Source organism: Pseudomonas sp. SCPG-7 (genome assembly GCF_002156405.1).
Lineage (GTDB): Bacteria > Pseudomonadota > Gammaproteobacteria > Pseudomonadales > Pseudomonadaceae > Aquipseudomonas > Aquipseudomonas parakoreensis.
Genome location: NZ_MVOO01000002.1, coordinates 131,114 through 151,871, shown reverse-complemented (window position 1 = coordinate 151,871; position 20,758 = coordinate 131,114). Strand labels below are relative to the sequence as shown.

General features: G+C 60.9%; 17 protein-coding genes and 1 pseudogene. 12 read left to right on the top strand and 6 right to left on the bottom strand.

Annotation, left to right across the window (positions count from 1 at the left end):
- Positions 1–69 precede the first annotated feature (69 nt).
- The 5 genes from norR to B1722_RS05030 all read left to right on the top strand — a co-directional run bounded on the left by norR (position 70) and on the right by B1722_RS05030 (position 4,590).
- The gene (norR, locus tag B1722_RS05050; RefSeq protein ID WP_086791656.1) at positions 70–1,623 is read left to right on the top strand and encodes a nitric oxide reductase transcriptional regulator NorR; all 1,554 of its coding nucleotides are present in this window, start codon (positions 70–72) and stop codon (positions 1,621–1,623) included.
- Between the two features lie 261 nt (positions 1,624–1,884).
- Positions 1,885–2,787, top strand: coding sequence for a chemotaxis protein CheV (locus B1722_RS05045; protein ID WP_007968390.1), 903 nt, complete (start codon positions 1,885–1,887; stop codon positions 2,785–2,787).
- Positions 2,788–2,814: 27 nt separating this feature from the next.
- Positions 2,815–3,273 carry a GNAT family N-acetyltransferase gene (locus B1722_RS05040; protein WP_086791654.1) on the top strand — a complete coding sequence of 153 codons (459 nt, stop codon included), beginning with the start codon at positions 2,815–2,817 and terminating at the stop codon, positions 3,271–3,273.
- Positions 3,274–3,430: 157 nt separating this feature from the next.
- Complete coding sequence (locus B1722_RS05035) at positions 3,431–3,754, top strand: hypothetical protein (RefSeq protein ID WP_041071745.1); 324 nt, start codon at positions 3,431–3,433, stop codon at positions 3,752–3,754.
- 86 nt (positions 3,755–3,840) lie between these two features.
- Positions 3,841–4,590 (top strand): YkgJ family cysteine cluster protein, encoded by a 750-nt coding sequence (locus B1722_RS05030; RefSeq protein ID WP_086791652.1) that lies wholly within the window; start codon positions 3,841–3,843, stop codon positions 4,588–4,590.
- Positions 4,591–4,730: 140 nt separating this feature from the next.
- Here B1722_RS05030 and B1722_RS05025 read toward each other — a convergent pair whose 3' ends face one another.
- The 4 genes and pseudogenes from B1722_RS05025 to B1722_RS05015 all read right to left on the bottom strand — a co-directional run bounded on the left by B1722_RS05025 (position 4,731) and on the right by B1722_RS05015 (position 7,382).
- Complete coding sequence (locus B1722_RS05025) at positions 4,731–5,837, bottom strand: methyl-accepting chemotaxis protein (RefSeq protein ID WP_371851366.1); 1,107 nt, start codon at positions 5,835–5,837, stop codon at positions 4,731–4,733.
- Positions 5,838–6,038: 201 nt separating this feature from the next.
- Positions 6,039–6,320: pseudogene (locus tag B1722_RS30050) on the bottom strand (PAS domain-containing protein); the annotation flags it as partial.
- A gap of 149 nt (positions 6,321–6,469) precedes the next feature.
- A complete protein-coding gene (locus B1722_RS05020) occupies positions 6,470–6,709 on the bottom strand; it encodes a hypothetical protein (protein ID WP_086791647.1) in 240 nt (79 codons plus the stop codon).
- A gap of 310 nt (positions 6,710–7,019) precedes the next feature.
- Positions 7,020–7,382 carry a DUF6124 family protein gene (locus tag B1722_RS05015; protein WP_086791645.1) on the bottom strand — a complete coding sequence of 121 codons (363 nt, stop codon included), beginning with the start codon at positions 7,380–7,382 and terminating at the stop codon, positions 7,020–7,022.
- 903 nt (positions 7,383–8,285) lie between these two features.
- On the opposite strand from B1722_RS05015, the gene B1722_RS05010 reads away from it, so the two are divergent.
- The 7 genes from B1722_RS05010 to B1722_RS04980 all read left to right on the top strand — a co-directional run bounded on the left by B1722_RS05010 (position 8,286) and on the right by B1722_RS04980 (position 18,309).
- Positions 8,286–9,446, top strand: a complete 1,161-nt coding sequence (locus B1722_RS05010) for an efflux RND transporter periplasmic adaptor subunit (RefSeq protein ID WP_041073130.1) — start codon at positions 8,286–8,288, stop codon at positions 9,444–9,446.
- Complete coding sequence (locus tag B1722_RS05005) at positions 9,443–12,544, top strand: multidrug efflux RND transporter permease subunit (protein WP_086791643.1); 3,102 nt, start codon at positions 9,443–9,445, stop codon at positions 12,542–12,544. The genes B1722_RS05010 and B1722_RS05005 overlap by 4 nt, the downstream gene beginning before the upstream one ends.
- 7 nt (positions 12,545–12,551) lie before the next feature.
- Positions 12,552–13,229 carry a heavy metal response regulator transcription factor gene (locus B1722_RS05000; RefSeq protein WP_007916978.1) on the top strand — a complete coding sequence of 226 codons (678 nt, stop codon included), beginning with the start codon at positions 12,552–12,554 and terminating at the stop codon, positions 13,227–13,229.
- Positions 13,219–14,583 (top strand): heavy metal sensor histidine kinase, encoded by a 1,365-nt coding sequence (locus B1722_RS04995; RefSeq protein WP_086791641.1) that lies wholly within the window; start codon positions 13,219–13,221, stop codon positions 14,581–14,583. The genes B1722_RS05000 and B1722_RS04995 overlap by 11 nt, the downstream gene beginning before the upstream one ends.
- 287 nt (positions 14,584–14,870) lie before the next feature.
- A complete protein-coding gene (locus tag B1722_RS04990; RefSeq protein ID WP_027612176.1) occupies positions 14,871–15,092 on the top strand; it encodes a hypothetical protein in 222 nt (73 codons plus the stop codon).
- Between the two features lie 196 nt (positions 15,093–15,288).
- Positions 15,289–16,605 carry an OprD family porin gene (locus B1722_RS04985; RefSeq protein ID WP_086791639.1) on the top strand — a complete coding sequence of 439 codons (1,317 nt, stop codon included), beginning with the start codon at positions 15,289–15,291 and terminating at the stop codon, positions 16,603–16,605.
- Positions 16,606–16,800: 195 nt separating this feature from the next.
- Positions 16,801–18,309, top strand: coding sequence for a sensor domain-containing diguanylate cyclase (locus B1722_RS04980; protein ID WP_041073141.1), 1,509 nt, complete (start codon positions 16,801–16,803; stop codon positions 18,307–18,309).
- Positions 18,310–18,485: 176 nt separating this feature from the next.
- On the opposite strand, the gene lpxC is transcribed toward B1722_RS04980, so the two are convergent.
- Both lpxC and ftsZ read right to left on the bottom strand, forming a co-directional pair.
- Positions 18,486–19,397 carry a UDP-3-O-acyl-N-acetylglucosamine deacetylase gene (gene lpxC / locus B1722_RS04975; RefSeq protein WP_007961638.1) on the bottom strand — a complete coding sequence of 304 codons (912 nt, stop codon included), beginning with the start codon at positions 19,395–19,397 and terminating at the stop codon, positions 18,486–18,488.
- 112 nt (positions 19,398–19,509) lie between these two features.
- On the bottom strand, positions 19,510–20,706 hold the full coding sequence (gene ftsZ, locus B1722_RS04970; protein WP_003228013.1) for a cell division protein FtsZ: 1,197 nt from the start codon (positions 20,704–20,706) through the stop codon (positions 19,510–19,512).
- Positions 20,707–20,758 lie beyond the last annotated feature (52 nt).

The following is a 20,758-nucleotide window of genomic DNA, read 5'->3' as shown; positions in this document are numbered from 1 at the left end:
ACGTAGTCATTTGGACACGAAGCACTTTATAGTCATATCGACCACATCGAGTCTCTTTGACTACATACCATGACCGCCAAATCCCTGCTCACCGCTTTACTGCCGCTGGTCTCCGACCTGTCCCGCGAACTGCCCGAAGGTGAACGCTATCGACGCCTGCTCGAAGCCCTGCGCGCCCTGCTGCCGTGCGATGCCGCCGCGTTGCTGCGCCTGGACGGCGAATGGCTGGTGCCGCTGGCGGTGGATGGTTTGAGCACCGACACCCTCGGCCGGCGCTTCAAGGTCAGCGAACATCCCCGTTTCGAGATCCTGCTGGACGGCGCCGGGCCGACACGGTTCGCCGCCGACAGCGACTTGCCCGATCCTTACGACGGCTTGGTCGATGGTCTGGGCGATCACCTCGAAGTGCATGACTGTCTCGGCTGTCCGCTGTTCGTCGACGAAAAACTCTGGGGCCTGATCACCCTCGATGCGCTCGATCCAGAGCGTTTCGAGCCGATCGAACTCGACGCCCTGCAAGCCTTCGCCAGCCTCGCCTCGGCCACGGTCAACGCCGCCGAACGCATCGAACGCCTGGCGCTGCGCGCCGAAGACGAGCATCAGCGCGCCGAGGTCTACCGCCAGGCCAGCGGTCAGCAGCAGCGCGAAATGATCGGCCAGAGCAAGGCGCACAAACGGCTGGTGGAGGAAATCAATCTGGTCGGTGGCAGCGACCTGACCGTGCTGATCACCGGCGAAACCGGCGTTGGCAAGGAGCTGGTGGCGCAGGCGATCCACGCCGCCTCGCCGCGATCCGACAAACCGCTCATCAGCCTCAACTGCGCGGCCCTGCCCGACACGCTGGTCGAAAGCGAATTGTTCGGCCACGTGCGCGGCGCCTTCACCGGCGCCACCAGTGACCGTCGCGGCAAGTTCGAACTGGCCAATGGCGGCACGCTGTTTCTCGATGAAGTCGGCGAACTGTCGCTGACCGTGCAGGCCAAGTTGCTGCGCGTGCTGCAAAGCGGGCAGTTGCAGCGGCTCGGTTCGGACAAGGAACATCAGGTCGATGTGCGCCTGATCGCCGCCACCAACCGCGATCTGGCCGAAGAAGTGCGCAGCGGCCATTACCGCGCCGACTTCTATCACCGCTTGAGCGTGTACCCGCTGCGCGTACCGGCACTGCGCGATCGCGGCCGCGATGTGTTGCTGCTCAGCGGCTTCTTTCTGGAACAGAACCGCTCGCGCATGGGCCTCAACAGCCTGCGCCTGAGCAGCGACGCCCAGGACGCGCTGCTCGCCTACACTTGGCCGGGCAACGTGCGCGAGCTGGAACACTTGATCGGGCGCAGTGCGCTGAAGGCGCTGGGCAACTGCAAGGTAAGGCCGAAGATTCTCAGCCTGAGCGCGGCGGATCTGGATTTGCCGCGGGAGGTTGTGGGTAACTCAATTGAGCCGGCTGCCGAGGTGCCCGCGATGCCGTTGATCAACGGCGATCTGCGCAGCGCCACCGAGCAATATCAGCGGCAGTTGATCAGTGCTGCGCTTGAGCGTCATCAGGATAACTGGGCGAGTGCGGCGCGGGAGTTGGGGCTGGACCGGGCGAATCTTGGGCGGATGGCAAAACGCCTTGGGATGAGATAGACCTCCATTGTGGCGAGGGAGCTTGCTCCCGCTCGGCTGCGCAGCAGTCGAAAAAACAGCGGACATGACCAACCTGATACACGGCGGTGGATGGTTATGGGAGCGCTTCGCACTCCAGCGGGAGCAAGCTCCCTCGCCACACCGTTTAACCCGGATTGGGGATTGAGCCTAAAGCCTGCCCCCGACAAGTCGATAACCCGGCATCAATAGTTTCTGGCGATTTGCACCCTCGCCCATCACCTTTTTCCACAGAAGGTTTATATGTCTTCCACCAAAGCCCGCGCAGATTCACTTTCGCTTCTGCTGTTTACCTTGCGCAGCGGCAAGCTGATGGCGATCAACCTGCTGAAAGTCAGTGAAATCATTCCCTGCCCGCCGCTGACCAAAATGCCCGAGTCACATCCGCACATCAAAGGCATTGCCACCCTGCGCGGCGCGTCGCTGTCGGTGATCGACCTCAGCCGCGCCATTGGCGAGCGACCGCTGGAAGACCCGAACGGCGGCTGCCTGATCGTTACCGACGTCAGCCGTTCGAAGCAGGGTCTGCATGTGCAGGCGGTGAGCAAAATCGTCCATTGCCTGACCACCGACATCAAGCCGCCACCGTTCGGCTCCGGCGGTTCGCGCGCCTACATCACCGGCGTGACCTCGGTCGACGGCACGCTGGTGCAAGTGCTCGACATCGAGAAAGTCATCCACAGCATCGCCCCGGCACAAATCGAAATGGCTCCGACCGACCTGAGCATGGAAGACGCCGAAGTGCTGGGCAATGCACGGATTCTGGTGGTCGACGACAGTCAGGTGGCGCTACAACAATCGGTGCACACTCTGCGCAACCTCGGCCTGCAATGCCACACCGCGCGCAGTGCCAAGGAAGCCATCGACTGCCTGCTGGATCTGCAAGGCACCGCGCAACAGATCAACCTGATCGTCTCCGACATCGAAATGTCCGAGATGGACGGCTACGCCTTCACCCGCACCCTGCGCGAGACGCCGGACTTCGCCCACCTCTACGTGCTGCTGCACACCTCGCTCGACAGCGCGATGAACAGCGAAAAGGCCCGCCTGGCCGGGGCCAACGCGGTGCTGACCAAGTTCTCTTCGCCGGAACTGACCCAGCGTTTGATCGAAGCCGCCAAACACGTCGCAGCCAACGGTCATTGAATCTTGAGCCAGACGTACTGCTTTTTGATGCGGCGCGACCTTCGTCAAGACGTGCCGCCGCCCCACTGGCCGGAAGGCATTGAGCTGAGCACCTATCGTCCGGAACTGGCGGTGGCCGTGCATCAGCTGATGCAACTCGGCTACCGCGAGGGCGGCGGTCGCGTGCCAGCGCTGGAGGAGTGGCAACAGCGCTTTGAAAGCGATGCCGAATACGATCCCGAGTTGTGCTGGATTGCCACAGACGCCGAAGGCGTGATCGGGGTGGCGCAGTGCTGGACCAGTTCCTACATCAAGAATCTGGTGGTGCATCCCCGCGCTCAGGGCTGTGGGCTGGGTCGGGCGTTGCTGTCACATGCATTCAAAGTGTTTCAGCAACGCCGTGAAGGGTTTGTCGATCTGAAGGTGCTGGAAGACAATCTGCGGGCGCAGCGGTTGTATGAAAGTGCCGGGATGTTTGTGGTTCGCCGGGAAATCGTGCCGGACTGATTCAAAGTCAAAAGATCGCAGCCTTCGGCAGCTCCTACAATGGAACGCATTCTCTGTAGGAGCTGCCGCAGGCTGCGATCTTTTAGCGATGTCTCGGCAACAAAATTCTTTAGGCATACTCCAACCTCTGGACACTCAAGACCAAGGATGCCGCCCCATGAAACCCCTCACCCTAAGCCTGCTCTGCCTCACCGCCCTCGCCTCACAGGCCCACGCCTCCAGCCCCGACGCCTGGGCCGCTTACGACAAAACCGTGCTCGCCAGTTGCACCAAGGCCAGCGGCCTGAAAGCTGCGAAACCGGTCGGCACACCCGCGCAATTCGATGACCGCGTTGGCTACACCGCCGTGCTGCTGCAAGGCCAATACCCGCAAAAACACATGAAAGGCCAGCAAGGCACTGAGCTGTGCCTGTACAGCAAAAAGTCGAAAACCGCGTTCGTCACCGAATGGGACTCGATTGGTCCGACCGCCAAGCCTTGAGGACTGGCGCACAACTTGCTTCGATCAGCCTCAGCCTGGCGACTTTATGTCGCCGTTTCACACTCTGATTGAAGATTGATCGTGCAATGAAAACGACATTTTCCTGCGTCGGTTGCGGCAAATGCTGCACCGACCACCATGTGCCCCTGACCCTCGCCGAAGCCCGCATGTGGGCGGCGGACGGTGGTCAGGTGATCGTGCTGGTGGAGGCCTTTCTCGGCAACGGCCTGGGCCTGCCGGCGCAGCAGCGTGAACACGCCGAACGGCGTTCGCTGGTGGTACGCAGCGGCACGACCGAGGCCCACGTGGCAATCACCTTTGCCGCGTACAACGTCGGGCGCTGCCGGAATCTTGACGAAGAAAACCTGTGCCGCATTTACGAACGCCGACCGTTGGTGTGCAGGATTTATCCGGCAGAAATCAATCCGCACATTCCGCTCAACCCGGCGGCCAAGGATTGCCCGCCAGAGTCGTGGCAACAGGGGCCGCTGCTGATTGTCGGCGGGGAGCTGGTCGATCAGGAACTGCTGGAGCTGATCCAGCGTTCACGTCAGGCCGATCGCGATGACATCCGCATCAAGGATGCGATCTGCGCCGCACTGGAAATTCGCACCACAGCACTCAAGGGCGACGGGTTTACCGCGTATTTGCCGCAGATGGACGCTTTTGCGGCTGTGATCGATCAGGTGTCTTCACAGCCACTGAACACAGCATCCAGTGAATGGCTGTTTCATTTGTCCGGAGACGACGTGGCCGGGCAATTGCTGGCGGCCGGTGCGCAGGTAGTGACGGAGCCGGCGCAGACGTATGCGTTCATTTCGCTGCGGGCGGCTTGATCCAGATTTTGCAGAGATCGAACTGGCCTCATCGCTGGCAAGCCAGCTCCCACAAGGTTCCATGTCATGCACAAGTCGTGTGAACACTCGAGAAACCTGTGGGAGCTGGCTTGCCAGCGATGGGGCCAGTGGGAACAGCATCAATCCTGGCCTTGCCGCCGCCCCCAGAACTCCCGCGCCAGCAACCGCAAATCCCCCGCCAACCCCGCCACATCCTCAGAGTTGCGCTGACTCAACCGCCCCTCATCCACCGTCAATTCCGACGACGTGCGAATGCTGATGATATTGCGGTTGATGTCTTCGCTCACCGCGCTCTGCTGCTCCACCGCCGCGGCAATCTGCAGGCTCATTTCGGTGATCTGCTCGACCCGCTCGCTGATCCCGTCCAGTGCCCGCGCCGCGCGCTGTGCCTGTTCGACGCTGTTCTCCACATGCTCGCTGCTCTGCTGCATCACCAGCACTGCATCGCGCGCGCCATTTTGCAGGCTGCTGATCATCCGCTGGATCTCGTTGGTCGACTGCTGCGTGCGTTGCGCCAACCCGCGCACCTCATCGGCCACCACTGCAAAACCGCGCCCGGCATCACCAGCGCGCGCCGCTTCGATCGCCGCGTTGAGCGCCAGCAGATTGGTCTGCTCGGCAATGCTGCGGATCACCTCCATCACCCCGGAAATCTCGCTGCTGTGACCTTCGAGCTGATGAATCACCTCGGTCGCCCGCCGCAACTCCTCGGCCAGACGCAACACCGCACTGCGACTTTCACCGACCAGCCAATGCCCTTCACGGGTTTCCGTGCCGGCCATGTCCGCCGCCACCGAGGCCTGCTGCGCATGGCTGGCAACTTGCGCGACGCTGGCGGCCATCTGATGAATCGCCGCCGCCACCTGATCGGTTTCCGCTTGCTGCGCCAACGAACTGCTGTAGCTGCTTTGCAAATGATCAACCAGTTGCGCCGCATGCCCGGCCAACTGCTGCGATGCATCACCGATGCGCCCGACCACCGCGCCGACCTGGGCTTCGAGCATCTGCAGGGCAAACTCGATCTGGCCGAACTCATCGCCGCGCCCGGTGTAAATGCCCTGGCTCAACGGATTGTCCGCGACCTGCCGCGCCCGTTCGCTGAGCCGCTCCAGCGGCCGCAAGATCCAGCGCACGCCCAACGTGCAGAGACTGCTGCCGACAACAAATGCCAGCCCATCGATCCACGCCGACTCCGGACGCAACCAGGCCTCGATCCCCAACACCACACCCAGCAACGCACTGGCCAACGCCGTGATCCTGCCGCGCAAACCTAACCTGAGCAGCGGCCGCCTTCCCTTCAATTCGCCACGCAACTGCGCATAAACCCGCTCCGCCGCGGCCACCCACCGCGCATCAGGCCGGGTGCGCACCGACTGATACTCCACCGCCACGCCGTTCTGCGTGACCGGCGTGACATAGGCGCTGACCCAATAATGGTCGCCATTCTTGCAACGATTCTTCACCAGCCCCATCCACGAACGACCGCTCTTGAGCGTCTGCCACATATGGGCAAACGCCTGCGCCGGCATGTCCGGGTGACGCAACAAGTTATGTGGCGTGCCGAGCAATTCGTCGCGGCTGTAACCGCTGATCTGAATGAAATCGTCGTTGGCGTAAGTGATCGCGCTGGTCAGATCGGTGGTCGAAAGAATGTTCGCATCCAGCGCCACATCGACGTTACGGCCGGTTACCGGGAGATTGATCTTCATGGAAAGCGCGCTCGTTTTATGGGAAGAGTCGGCAGGGCTGCTGACTCTAAGCGCACCAATTGGTCAAATATTGATCTGGCTCAGGATCTGAGCACTTAGCCATCACTGCGACCGAAAATCGCAGTCGATGGCTGAAGGCGGGATAAAACTCAGCGCTTGCCCATCGAACGGCGGGTACCCGGCGGGGCCATGCCCGGGGTCTTGGTGTGACCATTCTTGGCGCCGTTCTTGTACCACGGCTGATTCGAACCCTTGGCGGCCGCCAGTTCACCCGGTTTGAACGGGAACTTGAAAGCCGGGATCTCGGGTTTGGTCTCGCTGGCGTCAGTCAGCTCGGCCGGGACATCGCTCAAAGCGTCGTCAACCGGCGGTTGGGTCGGGGAAGTCATAAAAGCTCCGCAAAGCAAAAAGTCGGGCCCGAACAGTGAGCCGCGAAGGCGCGCAGTATACCTGCGCGCCCGGACTCGGCACCTGAAGATTTGCAGCGTACGCCGAACGGTTTAGAGGTAAGTGATGGTGCCATGTTTCCCAAATCGGGAATGATCGGTCCCTTTTTGGGACCGGCTAACAACAATAGCCGGCAGAAATGTGTCGCCCGCACAGACGTCTTCGCGAGCAAGCTCGCTCCCACAGGTGGAGAGCGTTTCTCTGTGGGAGTGAGCCTGCTCGCGATGAACGATGACGCGGTGCTTGGGCGGATCAAGTGCGTGGATCAACCCGATCCAGCGCCCGGTTCACCGCCAGTTCGGCAAGCATGACGATTTGCTGGATCGCCAGCGCCGTGCTGCGTTGTGGGCCGCCGAGTTCGTTGGCGAAATTGCTGGCCATGGCACTGGCAGAGGCCAACGATTCGTAAGCGTGGGCGAGCAGGGTTTCGGTGTCGATGCCTGGGTTGACCAGAAACATGGTGCTTGGCTGTCGCGGCTGGACGGGTTGCGGACTGAGGTAAAAGTCGAGCGCGCGTTTGATGGCTTCGCGGTTTTTGGCGAGGTCTTCAGCGCGGATGGCTTCGGCGAGCGGGGTTGTGGTTTCTACGGGAGGATCGGGTACGGGTTTCGACATTGAATTGATCTCTAATCATCTGATTAAAGTCATCTCTGTCGTTTCTCACGCGACGAAGAGGTGGCAGCTATGTGCGGAGTGAGAAACCGGTAAGAGATCAACCCGGCCGAACCGAAGTCCGCCCGCACACAGCCGCCATAGAAGATCGTCGGCAGCAAATAAGCTGGCGGCGATTATGGTGCGGCTGGCGCTTGATTAAAACCTCTTAGCGGGTTCTCACACCCGATCACCGATTTGCGGTGACAACCCAAGCCTAGAGACCGTGCTTCCGACGGACAACCTGAAAACCTTGTGGGAAGGTTCTGGTTTGCTCACACATTTTTAAACACAAACCCTCTCACTGTAGGAGCTGCCGAAGGCTGCGATCTTTTGACTTTGGCTTTCACAACTCAAAAGCGAGATCAAAAGATCGCAGCCTGCGGCAGCTCCTACAGGGAAAATAAGTACAACCCGCACGCGGCGCAGCCGCCCCACTCAACAGGATGAGCGCAAGCTCGGCTGCAGCTCTTGATCTTGATCCACGGGCGACATCGGAAGGCTGAGCGGAGGGATTGATCCGGGCGTGGGAGCGCAGCGACCGTTTGGCGCAGCCAAACACAGCGAGAGGAGGTGCAGCGAAGCAAACCGTAGGCGCTGCGCCCGGATCGATCCCGGAGCGAAGGGACCCCGAGCCCCAGCGAGCGGGCCGAACGTAGGAGCAAGCGTTTTTTTGCTTACTTTTTAGGCGTTTGTAAAAAAAGTGAGTCGCCGTAAGGGCGAAACCATAAGCCGCCGTTACCGCAGAAACGGATATACACCCCGGCGAAACTGACAGCGCTGACAGCCAGCCGTCACCCTCCTGACCTGCAGACAGGTTTATAAAGACAACAACCCTGCCCAAACTCCGTCCGGCGCCCACCCCGCATGCGAATCCAAAAAAACAAAGCCCTGCTCGCCATCCTGTTGATCGTCCTTGCAGGCGCAGGTCTGTGGTACGCCCTGAAACCCGCCCCGACCAAACTGGCCACCCCGACCGCCATCCCGGTCCGCGTCGTCACGGTCAGCGAAAAAGACGTCCCCCGCTACACCAGCGGCATCGGCTCGGTCCTCTCATTACACAGCGTCGTAGTGCGCCCACAAGTCGACGGTATCCTCACCAAAATCCTCGTCAAGGAAGGCCAACTGGTCAAAGCAGGCGACCTGCTCGCCACCATCGACGACCGCTCTATCCGCGCCAGCCTTGACCAGGCCCGCGCGCAACTGGGCGAAAGCCAGGCACAACTGCAAGTCGCCCTGGTCAACCTCAAGCGCTACAAACTGCTCAGCGTCGACGACGGCGTCTCCAAGCAGACCTACGACCAGCAACAGGCCCTGGTCAACCAACTCAAAGCCACCGCCCAAGGCAACCAGGCCTCGATTGACGCGGCGCAGGTACAACTTTCCTACACGCAGATCCGCTCCCCGGTCACCGGCCGCGTCGGTATTCGCACCGTTGACGAAGGCAACTTCCTGCGCATGACCGATACCGCCGGCCTGTTCACCGTGACCCAGATCGACCCGATTGCCGTGGAGTTCTCGCTGCCGCAGCAAATGCTGCCGACCCTGCAGGGCCTGATCAACGACCCGCAGCACGCTCAGGTCAAGGCCTACATCGGCGCCGACACCGACGGCGAAACCGGCAACCTGCTCGGCGAAGGTCACCTGACCCTGATCGACAACCAGATCAACGCCAACACCGGCACCATCCGCGCCAAGGCCGAGTTCGACAACGCCAGCCAGAAACTCTGGCCGGGCCTGTTGGTGACGGTAAAAATTCAGACGGCGCTGGACAAGGATGCGCTGGTGGTGCCACCCACCGTCGTCCAGCGCGGTCTCGATCAGCACTTCGTCTATCGCGTGAACGGCGACAAGGTCGAAGCCGTGCAGGTGCAGATGGTTTATCAAGGCAGCGGCCAGGACATCATCAAAGGCGTGAAGGCTGGTGATCAATTGGTCAGCGACGGCCAGTCACGGCTCAAACCCGGCTCTACCGTGCAGGTCATGAGCGAGCCGCCGCAGGTGGTGCAAGCGGAGCCCAAGCCATGAAGCAGCACAAAGGCGTCTCCACCTGGTGCATCGATCACCCGGTCGCGACGATTCTGCTGACCATCGCGCTGGTGCTGGTCGGGGTGATTGCCTTCCCGCGCCTGCCGATTGCCCCACTGCCGGAAGCGGAATTTCCGACAATTCAGGTCTCGGCGCAGTTGCCTGGCGCCAGCCCCGACACCATGGCCTCGTCCGTGGCCACGCCGCTGGAGGTGCAATTCAGCGCCATCCCCGGCATGACACAGATGACTTCCAGCAGCGCGCTCGGCTCCAGTCTGCTGACCCTGCAATTCACCTTAGACAAGAGCATCGACACCGCCGCCCAGGAAGTCCAGGCCGCAATCAACACCGCCGCCGGCAAACTGCCCAAGGACATGCCGACGCTGCCGACGTGGAAGAAGGTCAACCCGGCCGACAGCCCGGTACTGATCCTCAGCGTCAGCTCGACGCAAATGCCCGGCACCGAACTCAGCGACCTGGTGGAAACCCTGCTGGCGCGTCAGATCAGTCAGATCGACGGTGTAGGCCAGATCAACATCACCGGTCAGCAACGTCCGGCGATCCGTGTGCAGGCCTCGGCCGACAAACTGGCGGCCATCGGCCTGACCCTCGCCGACATTCGTCTGGCGATCCAGCAGACCAGCCTCAACCTCGCCAAAGGTGCGTTGTACGGCGAATCGAGCATCTCCACGCTGTCGACCAACGACCAGTTGTTCCACCCCGAGGACTACAGCCAACTCATCGTTTCCTACAAGGACGGCGCACCGGTTCACCTGCGCGATGTCGCCAAAGTCGTCAACGGTTCGGAAGATGCCTACGTGCAGGCCTGGGCCGGTGATCAACCCGGGGTGAACCTGGTGATCTCGCGGCAACCGGGGGCGAACATTGTCGAAACCGTCGACCGCATTCAAGCCGCCCTGCCCGGCCTCGAAGCCATGCTCCCGGCCTCGGTGCAGGTGAAAACCTTGATCGACCGCACCCAGACCATTCGCGCCTCGCTGCATGAAGTCGAGATCACTCTGCTGATCGCGATTCTGCTGGTGGTGGCAGTGATGGCGCTGTTCCTGCGCCAGTTGTCGGCGACCATGATCGTCTCGGCGGTACTCGGCGTGTCGCTGACCGCCAGTTTCGCCCTGATGTACCTGCTGGGATTCAGCCTGAACAACCTCACGCTGGTGGCGATTGTCGTGGCCGTCGGGTTTGTCGTGGACGATGCGATTGTCGTGGTGGAGAACATCCACCGGCATCTGGAGGCCGGCGACAGCATGCGCGAAGCGGCGGTCAAAGGTGCCGGCGAGATCGGCTTCACCGTGGTTTCGATCAGTTTCTCGCTGGTGGCAGCGTTTATTCCGTTGCTGTTCATGGGCGGCGTGGTCGGGCGGTTGTTCAAGGAATTCGCCCTGACCGCGACCTCGACCATTCTGATTTCGGTGGTGGTGTCGCTGACCCTCGCGCCGACGCTGGCAGCGCTGTTCATGCGCAAACCGGTGCACCACGCCCACGACAAACCGGGCTTCAGCGAGCGCTTGCTGGCCTGGTACGAAAAGGGTCTGCGCCGTGCCCTCGCCCACCAGAAACTGATGATCGGCGTGTTCGGCCTGTCCCTGGCGCTGGCGATTGCCGGTTACATCTTTATCCCCAAGGGATTTTTCCCGGTGCAGGACACCGGTTTCGTCCTCGGCACCACCGAAGCTGCTGCGGATATCTCCTACGGCGACATGGTGAAAAAACACCTGGCGATGGCCGAAATCGTCGCCGCCGATCCGGCCGTGCAGGCGTTCTCGCACTCGGTCGGTGTGTCCGGCAGCAACCAGACCATCGCCAACGGCCGCTTCTGGATCGCCCTGAAAAAACGCGGTGACCGCGACGTCTCGGCCAGCCAGTTCATCGACCGCATTCGTCCGCAACTGATGAAAGTCCCGGGCATCGTCCTGTACCTGCGCGCCGGCCAAGACATCAACCTCAGCTCCGGGCCGAGCCGCGCGCAGTACCAATACGTGCTCAAGAGCAACGATGGCGCGACCCTCGCCACCTGGACCCAGCGCCTGACCGAAAAGCTGCGCAGCAACCCGGCGTTCCGCGACATTTCCAACGACCTGCAACTGGGCGGCAGCATCACCCACATCAGCATCGACCGCAGTGCCGCCGCGCGTTTCGGCCTGACCGCCAGTGACGTCGACGAAGCGCTGTACGACGCCTTCGGCCAGCGCCAGATCAACGAGTTCCAGACCCAGGTCAACCAGTACAACGTGATTCTGGAACTGGACACCAAGCAACGCGGCAAGGCCGAAAGCCTCAACTATTTCTATCTGCGCTCGCCGCTGAGTGGTGAGATGGTGCCGCTGTCGGCGCTGGCCAAATTCGATGCACCGACCATCGGCCCGCTGTCGATTGCCCATGACGGCATGTTCCCGGCCGCCAACCTGTCGTTCAACCTGGCGCCCGGCGTGGCGTTGGGTGATGCGGTGATTCTGCTCAATCAGGCCAAGGCCGAAATCGGCATGCCGACCGCCATCAGCGGCAATTTCCAGGGGGCGGCGCAGGCGTTCCAGAGTTCGCTAGCGAGTCAGCCGTGGCTGATTCTCGCGGCGCTGGTGGCGGTGTACATCATTCTCGGCGTGCTTTATGAGAGCTTCGTGCATCCGCTGACCATCATCTCGACCCTGCCGGCGGCCGGTCTCGGTGCGGTGATCATGCTGTGGATCTGCGGCCAGGACTTCTCGATCATGGCGTTGATCGGCTTGGTGTTGCTGATCGGTATCGTCAAAAAGAACGGCATTCTGATGATCGACTTTGCCCTTGAGGCGCAGCGCAATCGCGGCTTGCCGCCGCAGGATGCGATTTACGAGGCGTGCCTGACGCGATTCCGGCCGATCATCATGACCACCCTCGCCGCCCTGCTGGGTGCCCTGCCGCTGATGCTCGGTTATGGCACCGGCGCCGAACTGCGCCAGCCGCTGGGGATTGCGGTGGTGGGCGGTTTGCTGGTCAGCCAGATGCTGACGCTGTTTACCACGCCGGTCATATACTTGTGGCTTGAGCGGCTGTTCCACAGGCCCAAACCTGTGCCCACGACGGCATTGGCGACTACAGACTGAGGCGGTCATGCGCGTTCTGATTATCGAAGACGAGGAAAAAACCGCGGACTATCTGCACCGCGGTCTGACGGAACAGGGTTACACCGTGGACCTGGCCCGCGATGGCGTCGAAGGCCTGCACCTGGCGCTGGAAAGCGACTACGCGGTGATCGTCCTCGACGTGATGTTGCCGGGCCTGGACGGCTTTGGCGTACTGCGTGCGTTACGCGCGCGCAAGCAGACTCCGGTGATCATGCTCACCGCGCGTGAGCGCGTCGAAGACCGCATCAAGGGCCTGCGTGACGGCGCCGATGATTACCTCGGCAAGCCGTTTTCCTTCCTCGAACTGGTGGCTCGCCTGCAGGCGCTGACCCGCCGCAGCGGCGGGCATGAACCGGTGCAAGTGAGCATCGCCGACCTGTGGATCGACCTGATCAGCCGCAAGGCGACCCGTGCCGGCACCCGCCTGGACCTGACCGCGAAAGAATTCTCGCTGCTCAGCGTGCTGGCGCGCCGGCAAGGCGAAATCCTCTCGAAAACCGCGATTGCCGAGATGGTCTGGGACATCAATTTCGACAGCGATGCGAACGTCGTCGAAGTCGCGATCAAACGGCTGCGGGCCAAGCTCGACGGGCCGTTCGACGAGAAACTGCTGCATACCATTCGTGGCATGGGTTATGTGCTGGAGAGCCGTGGTGTCCAGTAATTCGATTGCCCTGCGTTTAAGCGGGATGTTCACTTTGGTGGCGCTGCTGGTGTTTCTGTTGATCGGCGGCGCGCTGTATCAACAAGTCGACAAGGGCCTGGGCCTGCTCCCGGAAGCCGAGCTGGATGCGCGTTACAGTGTGCTTGAATCGGCGCTCAATCGTTATGGCACGCCTGAGCATTGGGTGAAGATCAACGCCAAGCTCAAGCTGCTCGGCGAAGAGGACAAGCGCATTCGTTTCTGGGTGGTCAGCGGTGATCCCGGTTACGAGTATGGCGAGCCTGACGCGCAAATCCGCGCCTTCGCCCAAGGCCCGACCGGCATGCATGATCTGCAGTTGCCTGAACATCCTTATCCGCTGAAAGTGCTGCTCACCGAGTTGCCGGCCAAGGATCAGCGCCCGCCGCTGCGGTTCATGATCGGCATCGACACCGAAACGTTCCACGAGACCCAACACAAGCTGTTGATCGCTCTCGTCAGCCTCGCGATTGTCGGTGTGCTGATGGCCTCGGCGCTGGGGTACTGGGTCGCGCGAATCGGCCTCAAGCCGTTGATCAAACTGTCGGATGAAGCCCAGCGCCTCGCGCCCCCCCTGCGGGCCGGACGTTTGCGGATGTCGCCATTGCCGCCGGAGCTAGAGCAGTTTGTCGATTCGTTCAACTCCACGCTGGAGCGGGTCGAACAGGCCTACTCGCGGCTGGAATCGTTCAACGCCGACGTCGCCCATGAACTGCGCTCGCCGCTGACCAACCTGATTGGCCAGACCCAGGTCGCATTGACGCGCGGACGCTCCGCCGAACATTACTTCGAAGTGCTGCAGTCGAATCTTGAGGAGCTGGAGCGCCTGCGTTCGATCATCAATGACATGTTGTTCCTCGCCAGCGCCGACCAGGGCAGCAAGGCGACCAAACTGACGTCTACGTCGCTGGCCGATGAAGTCGCGACTACGCTCGAGTATCTGGATTTCATCCTTGAAGACGCGCAGGTGCAGGTACACGTCAGTGGCGATGCGCAGGTGCGAATCGAGATCGCACATCTGCGCCGGGCATTGATCAATCTGCTGAGCAACGCCGTGCAGCACACCGAACCCGGCAAGGTGATCGAAGTGCGGATCGAGGTTGAGGAACATCAGGTCAGCATCGGCGTGGCCAACCCGGGATCGCCGATTGCCAGCGAGCACTTGCCGCGACTGTTCGAGCGTTTCTACCGGGTCGATGCCTCGCGCAGCAACAGCGGCAACAACCATGGATTGGGGCTGGCGATCGTCAAGGCGATTGCGCTGATGCATGGTGGGGATGTGTTCGTGCGCAGTGATCGGGGGATGAATACCTTCGGGATTTACCTCCCCGTTTAACTGAAAAGCAAAATCCCTGTGGCGAGGGAGCTTGCTCCCGCTCGGCTGCGCAGCAGTCGTAAATCCTGCACACACAGTTTGTCTGAATGAATGTGATTGACGGGTTTGGGGCCGCTTCGCAGCCCAGCGGGAGCAAGCTCCCTCGCCACAAGGAATGGCGTTCACCCGCGGTTGATCTTTGCTTTTGCTGTAACAGTCATTTATGAAAATCACGCTGTTTCCCAACGCTCGGCAACCTTATCTTTGCCCGCACCAAACAGCACTTGCCAAGCAAGAAGGTTTTCAAGATGTCCAACAGTATGGGTATTGCCAGCGCTTTCGTTTTGTCCTCATTGATCCTGTCGCCGATGGCGATGGCTGAAGAATCGCAAGCGTTCGTCGCGCAGAATGCCGCTCGCGCTCACGCCTTCGAACAGTCTCAGGCAGAAGTGATGGCCAAGTCGCAGGACGCGTCGCAAGCCCCTCAGGCCGCCACTTCCCAGGCTCAAGCAGCCGAGAAAGACAGCTGAGTCGCGCACCGCGAAACATTTCCCTCGACGCGGTTGTTTGGCTCTTCCCGTTCAACCGTCGTCCTTCCAGGCCGCTGCCTTTCAGCGGCCTTTTTTCGTTGTGGTCTGAAAGCCGTTTGGTTCGTCTGTAACAACAAGAAATATCCCGCACCTCAAGACATTGAAGTGTCAGTTGACCCAAGGAGCTCCATCGCAAGTGCGTTACCCAGTCAGCTTCACCCCGTTGTTCATTGCAATTGCCGCAACGATTGCCCCCGCCGCCCATGCCGACGAAGCCGCCAGGGAAGGTTTCGTCGAAGGCTCGAGCCTCAACCTCAACGCTCGCAACTACTACATGAATCGCAACCGCCTGCAGCAGGCGGACGATAACATCGAGTGGGGTCAGGGTTTTCTCGGGATCTTCCAGTCGGGTTACACCGAAGGCACGGTCGGCTTCGGCATCGACGCCCACGCCATGCTCGGGCTGAAGCTCGACGGCGGTGGCGGTACCGATGGTTCGAGCATCCTGCCGATCAGCGATGGCAACGGCAAAGCGCCAGGCTCGTTCTCGACCGCGGGCGGCACGTTGAAAATGCGCGCGTTCGATACCGAGCTGAAGGCCGGTGACCTGTTCCTCACCAACCCGGTGATTGCCGGCGGTGAATCGCGCATGTTGCCGCAGACCTTTCGTGGCGTGAGCCTGACCAACCACAGCTTCGACGGCTGGATGTTCGAAGGTGGCCAGGCCAGTTTCACCAAGCCATACAACCAGAGCGGTCGCCAGCGCATCGGCACTTCGTACGGCAAACTCGCCGAGGGCGACGAAAGCCGCCACCTGAACTGGGCCGGCGTGTCCTGGAGCGGCGTCGAAGGCCTGACCAGCAATCTGTACGCCGCTGAACTGAAGGACATCTGGAACCAGTACTACTACGACCTGGATTACACCTGGCAGTTGAACGATCTGGTCAGCCTCAACCCGGGCCTGCACTTCTATCACACGCAGGACACCGGCGACGCGCTGCTGGGTAACATCGACAACAACACCTACAGCCTGCATTTCACCGTCGGCATCGGCAACCACAGCGTCACCGCTGCGTACCAGCGCGTGAACGGCAACACACCGTTCGACTACATCAGCCAGGGTGATAGCGTTTACCTCGACAACTCGCAGCAGTACTCGGACTTCAATGGCCCCAACGAGCGCTCGTGGAAGCTCAAGTACGCCTACGACTTCGCCGGTCTCGGCCTGCCGGGCCTGACGTCGGCAGTTTCCTATTCGCGTGGCACCGTGGACCTGACCAAGGTCGATCCGGACAGCAAAGGCTATGCCTCGTGGTACAGCGCTGACGGTCGCAACGCCAAGCACTGGGAACGCGACCTCGATCTGAAATACGTGGTGCAGAGCGGCCAGGCGAAAGATCTCGCGGTGCGCCTGCAATGGGCGACCAACCGTGGCGGCAACGGCTACGGTGCGATCGATACCGACACCGATGAATACCGCGTGATTGTCGACTACCCAATCAACGTCTTCTAACATCACCTCAAGTCAGTCGCGACTGGCGCAGAACCTGTGGCGAGGGAGCTTGCTCCCGCTGGACTGCGTAGCAGGCCCCTCCTCGAAAGCAAGGGGGTCGCTGCGCAACCCGGCGGGAGCAAGCTCCCTCGCCACAGACGGTTCCGTGTTTGTGCAACTACTCTTATAAGTCTCAGCCCAATCGAAAGCCCCATCATGATCGCGAGCCGTACCCCACCTCTGGCGGGCAAGCCCGGACGCCCCGAATTGCTGCTGATCTGCGGCAGTTCGCTGACCGTGATCGCGATTCTGTGCATCGTCACTTTTCTGCTGATTCGTGAGCACGCCAACGCTCAGGAAGCGGCCACCCGCAGTGCCACCACCATCGCCCAGTTGATCGACGCCGACGTCCTGCGCACGGTCGAATTGTACGACCTGACCCTGCAAGGCCTGATCGCCGCCGCCCAGCGCGATGACTTGCGCGACGTCACCCCGCAGATTCGCCATCTGGCGCTGTTCGACCGCTCGACCACCGCGCGCTTCAAGGGCGACATTCTCCTGCTGGACAAGCATGGCGATGTGATTGCCGACTCATCGCGGATCGAACCCAAACCGGGCAACTTTGCCGATCGTGATTACTTTCTCGCCCACGCCTTCAACCGCGATACCGGCATGTTCATCAGCCGCCCATTCAAGACTCGCTGCGATTGCGACGACGCCAATCAGTGGCGCATCAGCTTCAGTCGGCGGATCTCCTCGGACACCGGCGAATTCGCCGGAGTGGCGGTGGCGTCGATGAAACTCGACTACTTCGATCAGTTGTTCAACAGCCTCGACATCGGCAAAGACAGCACGCTGAACATCATCAACAGCGACGGCGTGCTGCTGGCGCAGAAGCCGCATCTGCAAAGCGACTCCATCGGCAAGAGCTTCGGCAACCGACCCAACGTGGTACGGATTCTCGGCGACAAGGATGGCAGCGGCAGTTTCACCAGCACTTCGAGCATGGACCATCAGCAACGGCTTTACACCTATTCGCGGGTCGGCAACTTGCCGCTGACGGTGATGGTCGCGCTCTCCAGTGATGAGGTGTTCGGCACTTGGCGGCGCACGGCACTGTTGATCAGTGGCGCCACCGGCGTGCTGTGTGCCGGGCTGCTGTGGCTGACCTGGCTGCTCGCCCGCGAGCTGCGTTTGCGCCAGCGCGCCGAACGCGAGCTGGCGCAACTGGCTGCCACCGATGCGCTGACTGGCGTGGCCAACCGGCGGATGCTCGATCAGTCGCTGCGCCACGAATGGTTCCGCGCCCAGCGTTCGGGCAAGCCGCTGTCGGTGATGATGATCGATGCCGACCACTTCAAGGCGTTCAACGACCGTCACGGGCATCAGGCCGGCGACCAGGCGCTACGCGAACTGGCCAAGGTGATCACGGCGAACGTGCGCCGCCCCGGCGATCTGGTCGCCCGTTACGGCGGCGAAGAGTTCTCGGTGATTCTCGCCGAAACCGACAGCAGCGGTGCCCGGCAAATTGCTGAACACATTCGTCAGGCGGTGGAGCAGATGCCGAGGGTCGAGGGCGCGGACGTGGCAATGACCGTCAGTATCGGTATCAGCACTTGGACATCGGCTGTCGAGATGTCGCTGGAGCAATTGTTGTTTGCGGCGGACAAGGCGCTGTATCAGGCCAAAGAAGGTGGGCGCAATCGCGTGGTGGTGGCTGGCTGATTTTTGCGGCGATTGAACTGGCCTCTTCGCGAGCAAGCTCGCTCCCACAAAGGAACGCATTCCAAATGTGGGAGCGGGCTTGCTCGCGAAGAGGCCAGCCCAGGCAACACAAAAACCGCAGGCATAAAAAAAGGCCATCCGAGGATGGCCTTCAAAAAACTAGAGAGGTTTTTTACTTACACTGCCGCAACCGGGCGCATGTAAGAGATCGGTGCAGTGCTGGCGTCTTCGAACGTCACAACTTCCCAAGCATCTGTCTGCTCAATCAACTTGCGCAGCAGTTGGTTGTTCAGTGCATGACCGGACTTGAAGCCTTTGAACTCACCAATCAGGCTGTTACCCAACAGGTACAGGTCGCCAATCGCATCGAGGATCTTGTGCTTCACGAATTCGTCTTCGTAGCGAAGACCGTCTTCGTTCAGTACACCATCGGAATCCACCACGATCGCGTTTTCAACGCTGCCGCCGAGTGCGAGGTTGTGCTTGCGCAGGTACTCGATGTCACTCATGAAACCGAAAGTACGGGCGCGGCTGACTTCTTTTACGAACGAAGTGCTGGAAAAATCCACGCTTGCACTTTGGGTGCGGTCCCGGAAAACCGGGTGATCGAAATCGATCTCGAAGCTCACCTTGAACCCTTCGAAAGGGACGAAAGTGGCGCGCTTGTCGCCGTCTTCCACTGTCACTTCACGCAGGATGCGGATGAATTTCTTGGCGGCGTCCTGCTCTTCCAGGCCAGCCGATTGAATCAGGAATACGAACGGTCCAGCGCTGCCATCCATGATCGGGACTTCGGACGCGGAGAGCTCGACGTAGGCGTTATCGATGCCCAGGCCAGCCATGGCCGAGAGCAAGTGCTCTACCGTGTCCACTTTGACGTCGCCATTGATCAGCGTCGTCGACATAGTGGTTTCACCGACGTTTTCCGCGCGGGCAGGAATCTGCACCACAGGGTCGAGGTCAGCGCGACAAAACACAATGCCAGTGTCGACAGGCGCAGGCTTGAGGGTCAGGTAGACCTTCTCCCCGGAATGCAGGCCTACACCTGTGGCACGGATAATATTTTTCAGTGTGCGTTGTTTAATCATGGCTTGGGCCGCTTCAGCGCAAATTGCGAACTGGTATCAACAAAGGCTGGCGATAATAGCAGACCGAGCCTTTGCTGAACACCAATCACCGTCATAGCCCTGATACATTCCATCAATCGGCCTGACGACGCAGGAATGCCGGGATGTCCAGGTAATCCAGATCGTCCTGCGGGTTCATCTTCGCGGCAGTCGCAGCACCGGCCTGAGCCTGGTTGCGCATGACGGTCGGACGGTCCAGGTCACGGTAGTTCACCGCCGGAGCTTCCTGACGCGCAGGAGCCGGTTGTTGAACCTGAGCGGAAGCCATGGAGGTGTGAACGGTGTTGTCGATGACCTTCACAGGCTTCTCGATTTTCGCGCCCAGACCGGTGGCAACCACAGTAACGTGCAGTTCGTCGCGCATGTCCGGATCGATCACGGTACCGACCTTGACCATCGCGTGTTCGGACGCGAAGGCTTCGATGATGCTACCCACGTCGGAGTACTCACCCAGGGACAGGTCAGGACCGGCGGTGATGTTCACCAGAATGCCGCGTGCGCCTTGCAGGTTCACGTCTTCCAGCAGCGGGTTGCGGATGGCCGCTTCGGTCGCTTCACGTGCACGGTTCGGACCGCTGGCGCAGCCAGTGCCCATCATCGCCATGCCCATTTCGCTCATCACGGTACGCACGTCGGCGAAGTCGACGTTGATCATGCCCGGACGCTTGATGATGTCGGAGATACCGCGCACGGCACCGGCCAGTACGTCGTCAGCCTTGGCGAACGCCGACAGCAGGCTGGCGTCTTTGCCGAGAATGGTCAGCAGCTTCTCGTTCGGAATGGTGATCAGCGAATCGACGCTTTCGGAGAGCATGCGGATGCCTTCGTCGGCGATCTGCATACGCTTGCGGCCTTCGAACGGGAACGGACGGGTCACGACCGCAACCGTCAGGATGCCCATTTCCTTGGCCACTTCGGCGATGATCGGCGCAGCACCGGTACCGGTACCGCCGCCCATGCCAGTGGTGATGAACACCATGTTGGTGCCGGCCAGCACTTCAGCGATGCGCTCGCGATCTTCCAGCGCAGCCTGACGGCCGACTTCCGGGTTGGCGCCGGCGCCCAGGCCTTTGGTCACACCGGTGCCCAGTTGCAGGATGGTGCGCGCGCCGATGTTTTTCAGCGCTTGAGCATCAGTGTTGGCGCAGATGAATTCAACGCCTTCGATGTTGCTCTTGACCATGTGGTTGACAGCGTTGCCGCCGCCACCGCCAACACCGATAACTTTGATTACCGGGCTTGCGGGGATGTTGTCTACGAGTTCGAACATTTTCCCTCTCCTTACATTCTCTAGTTTTTTCGCCTACTGCATTTTTGTAGCG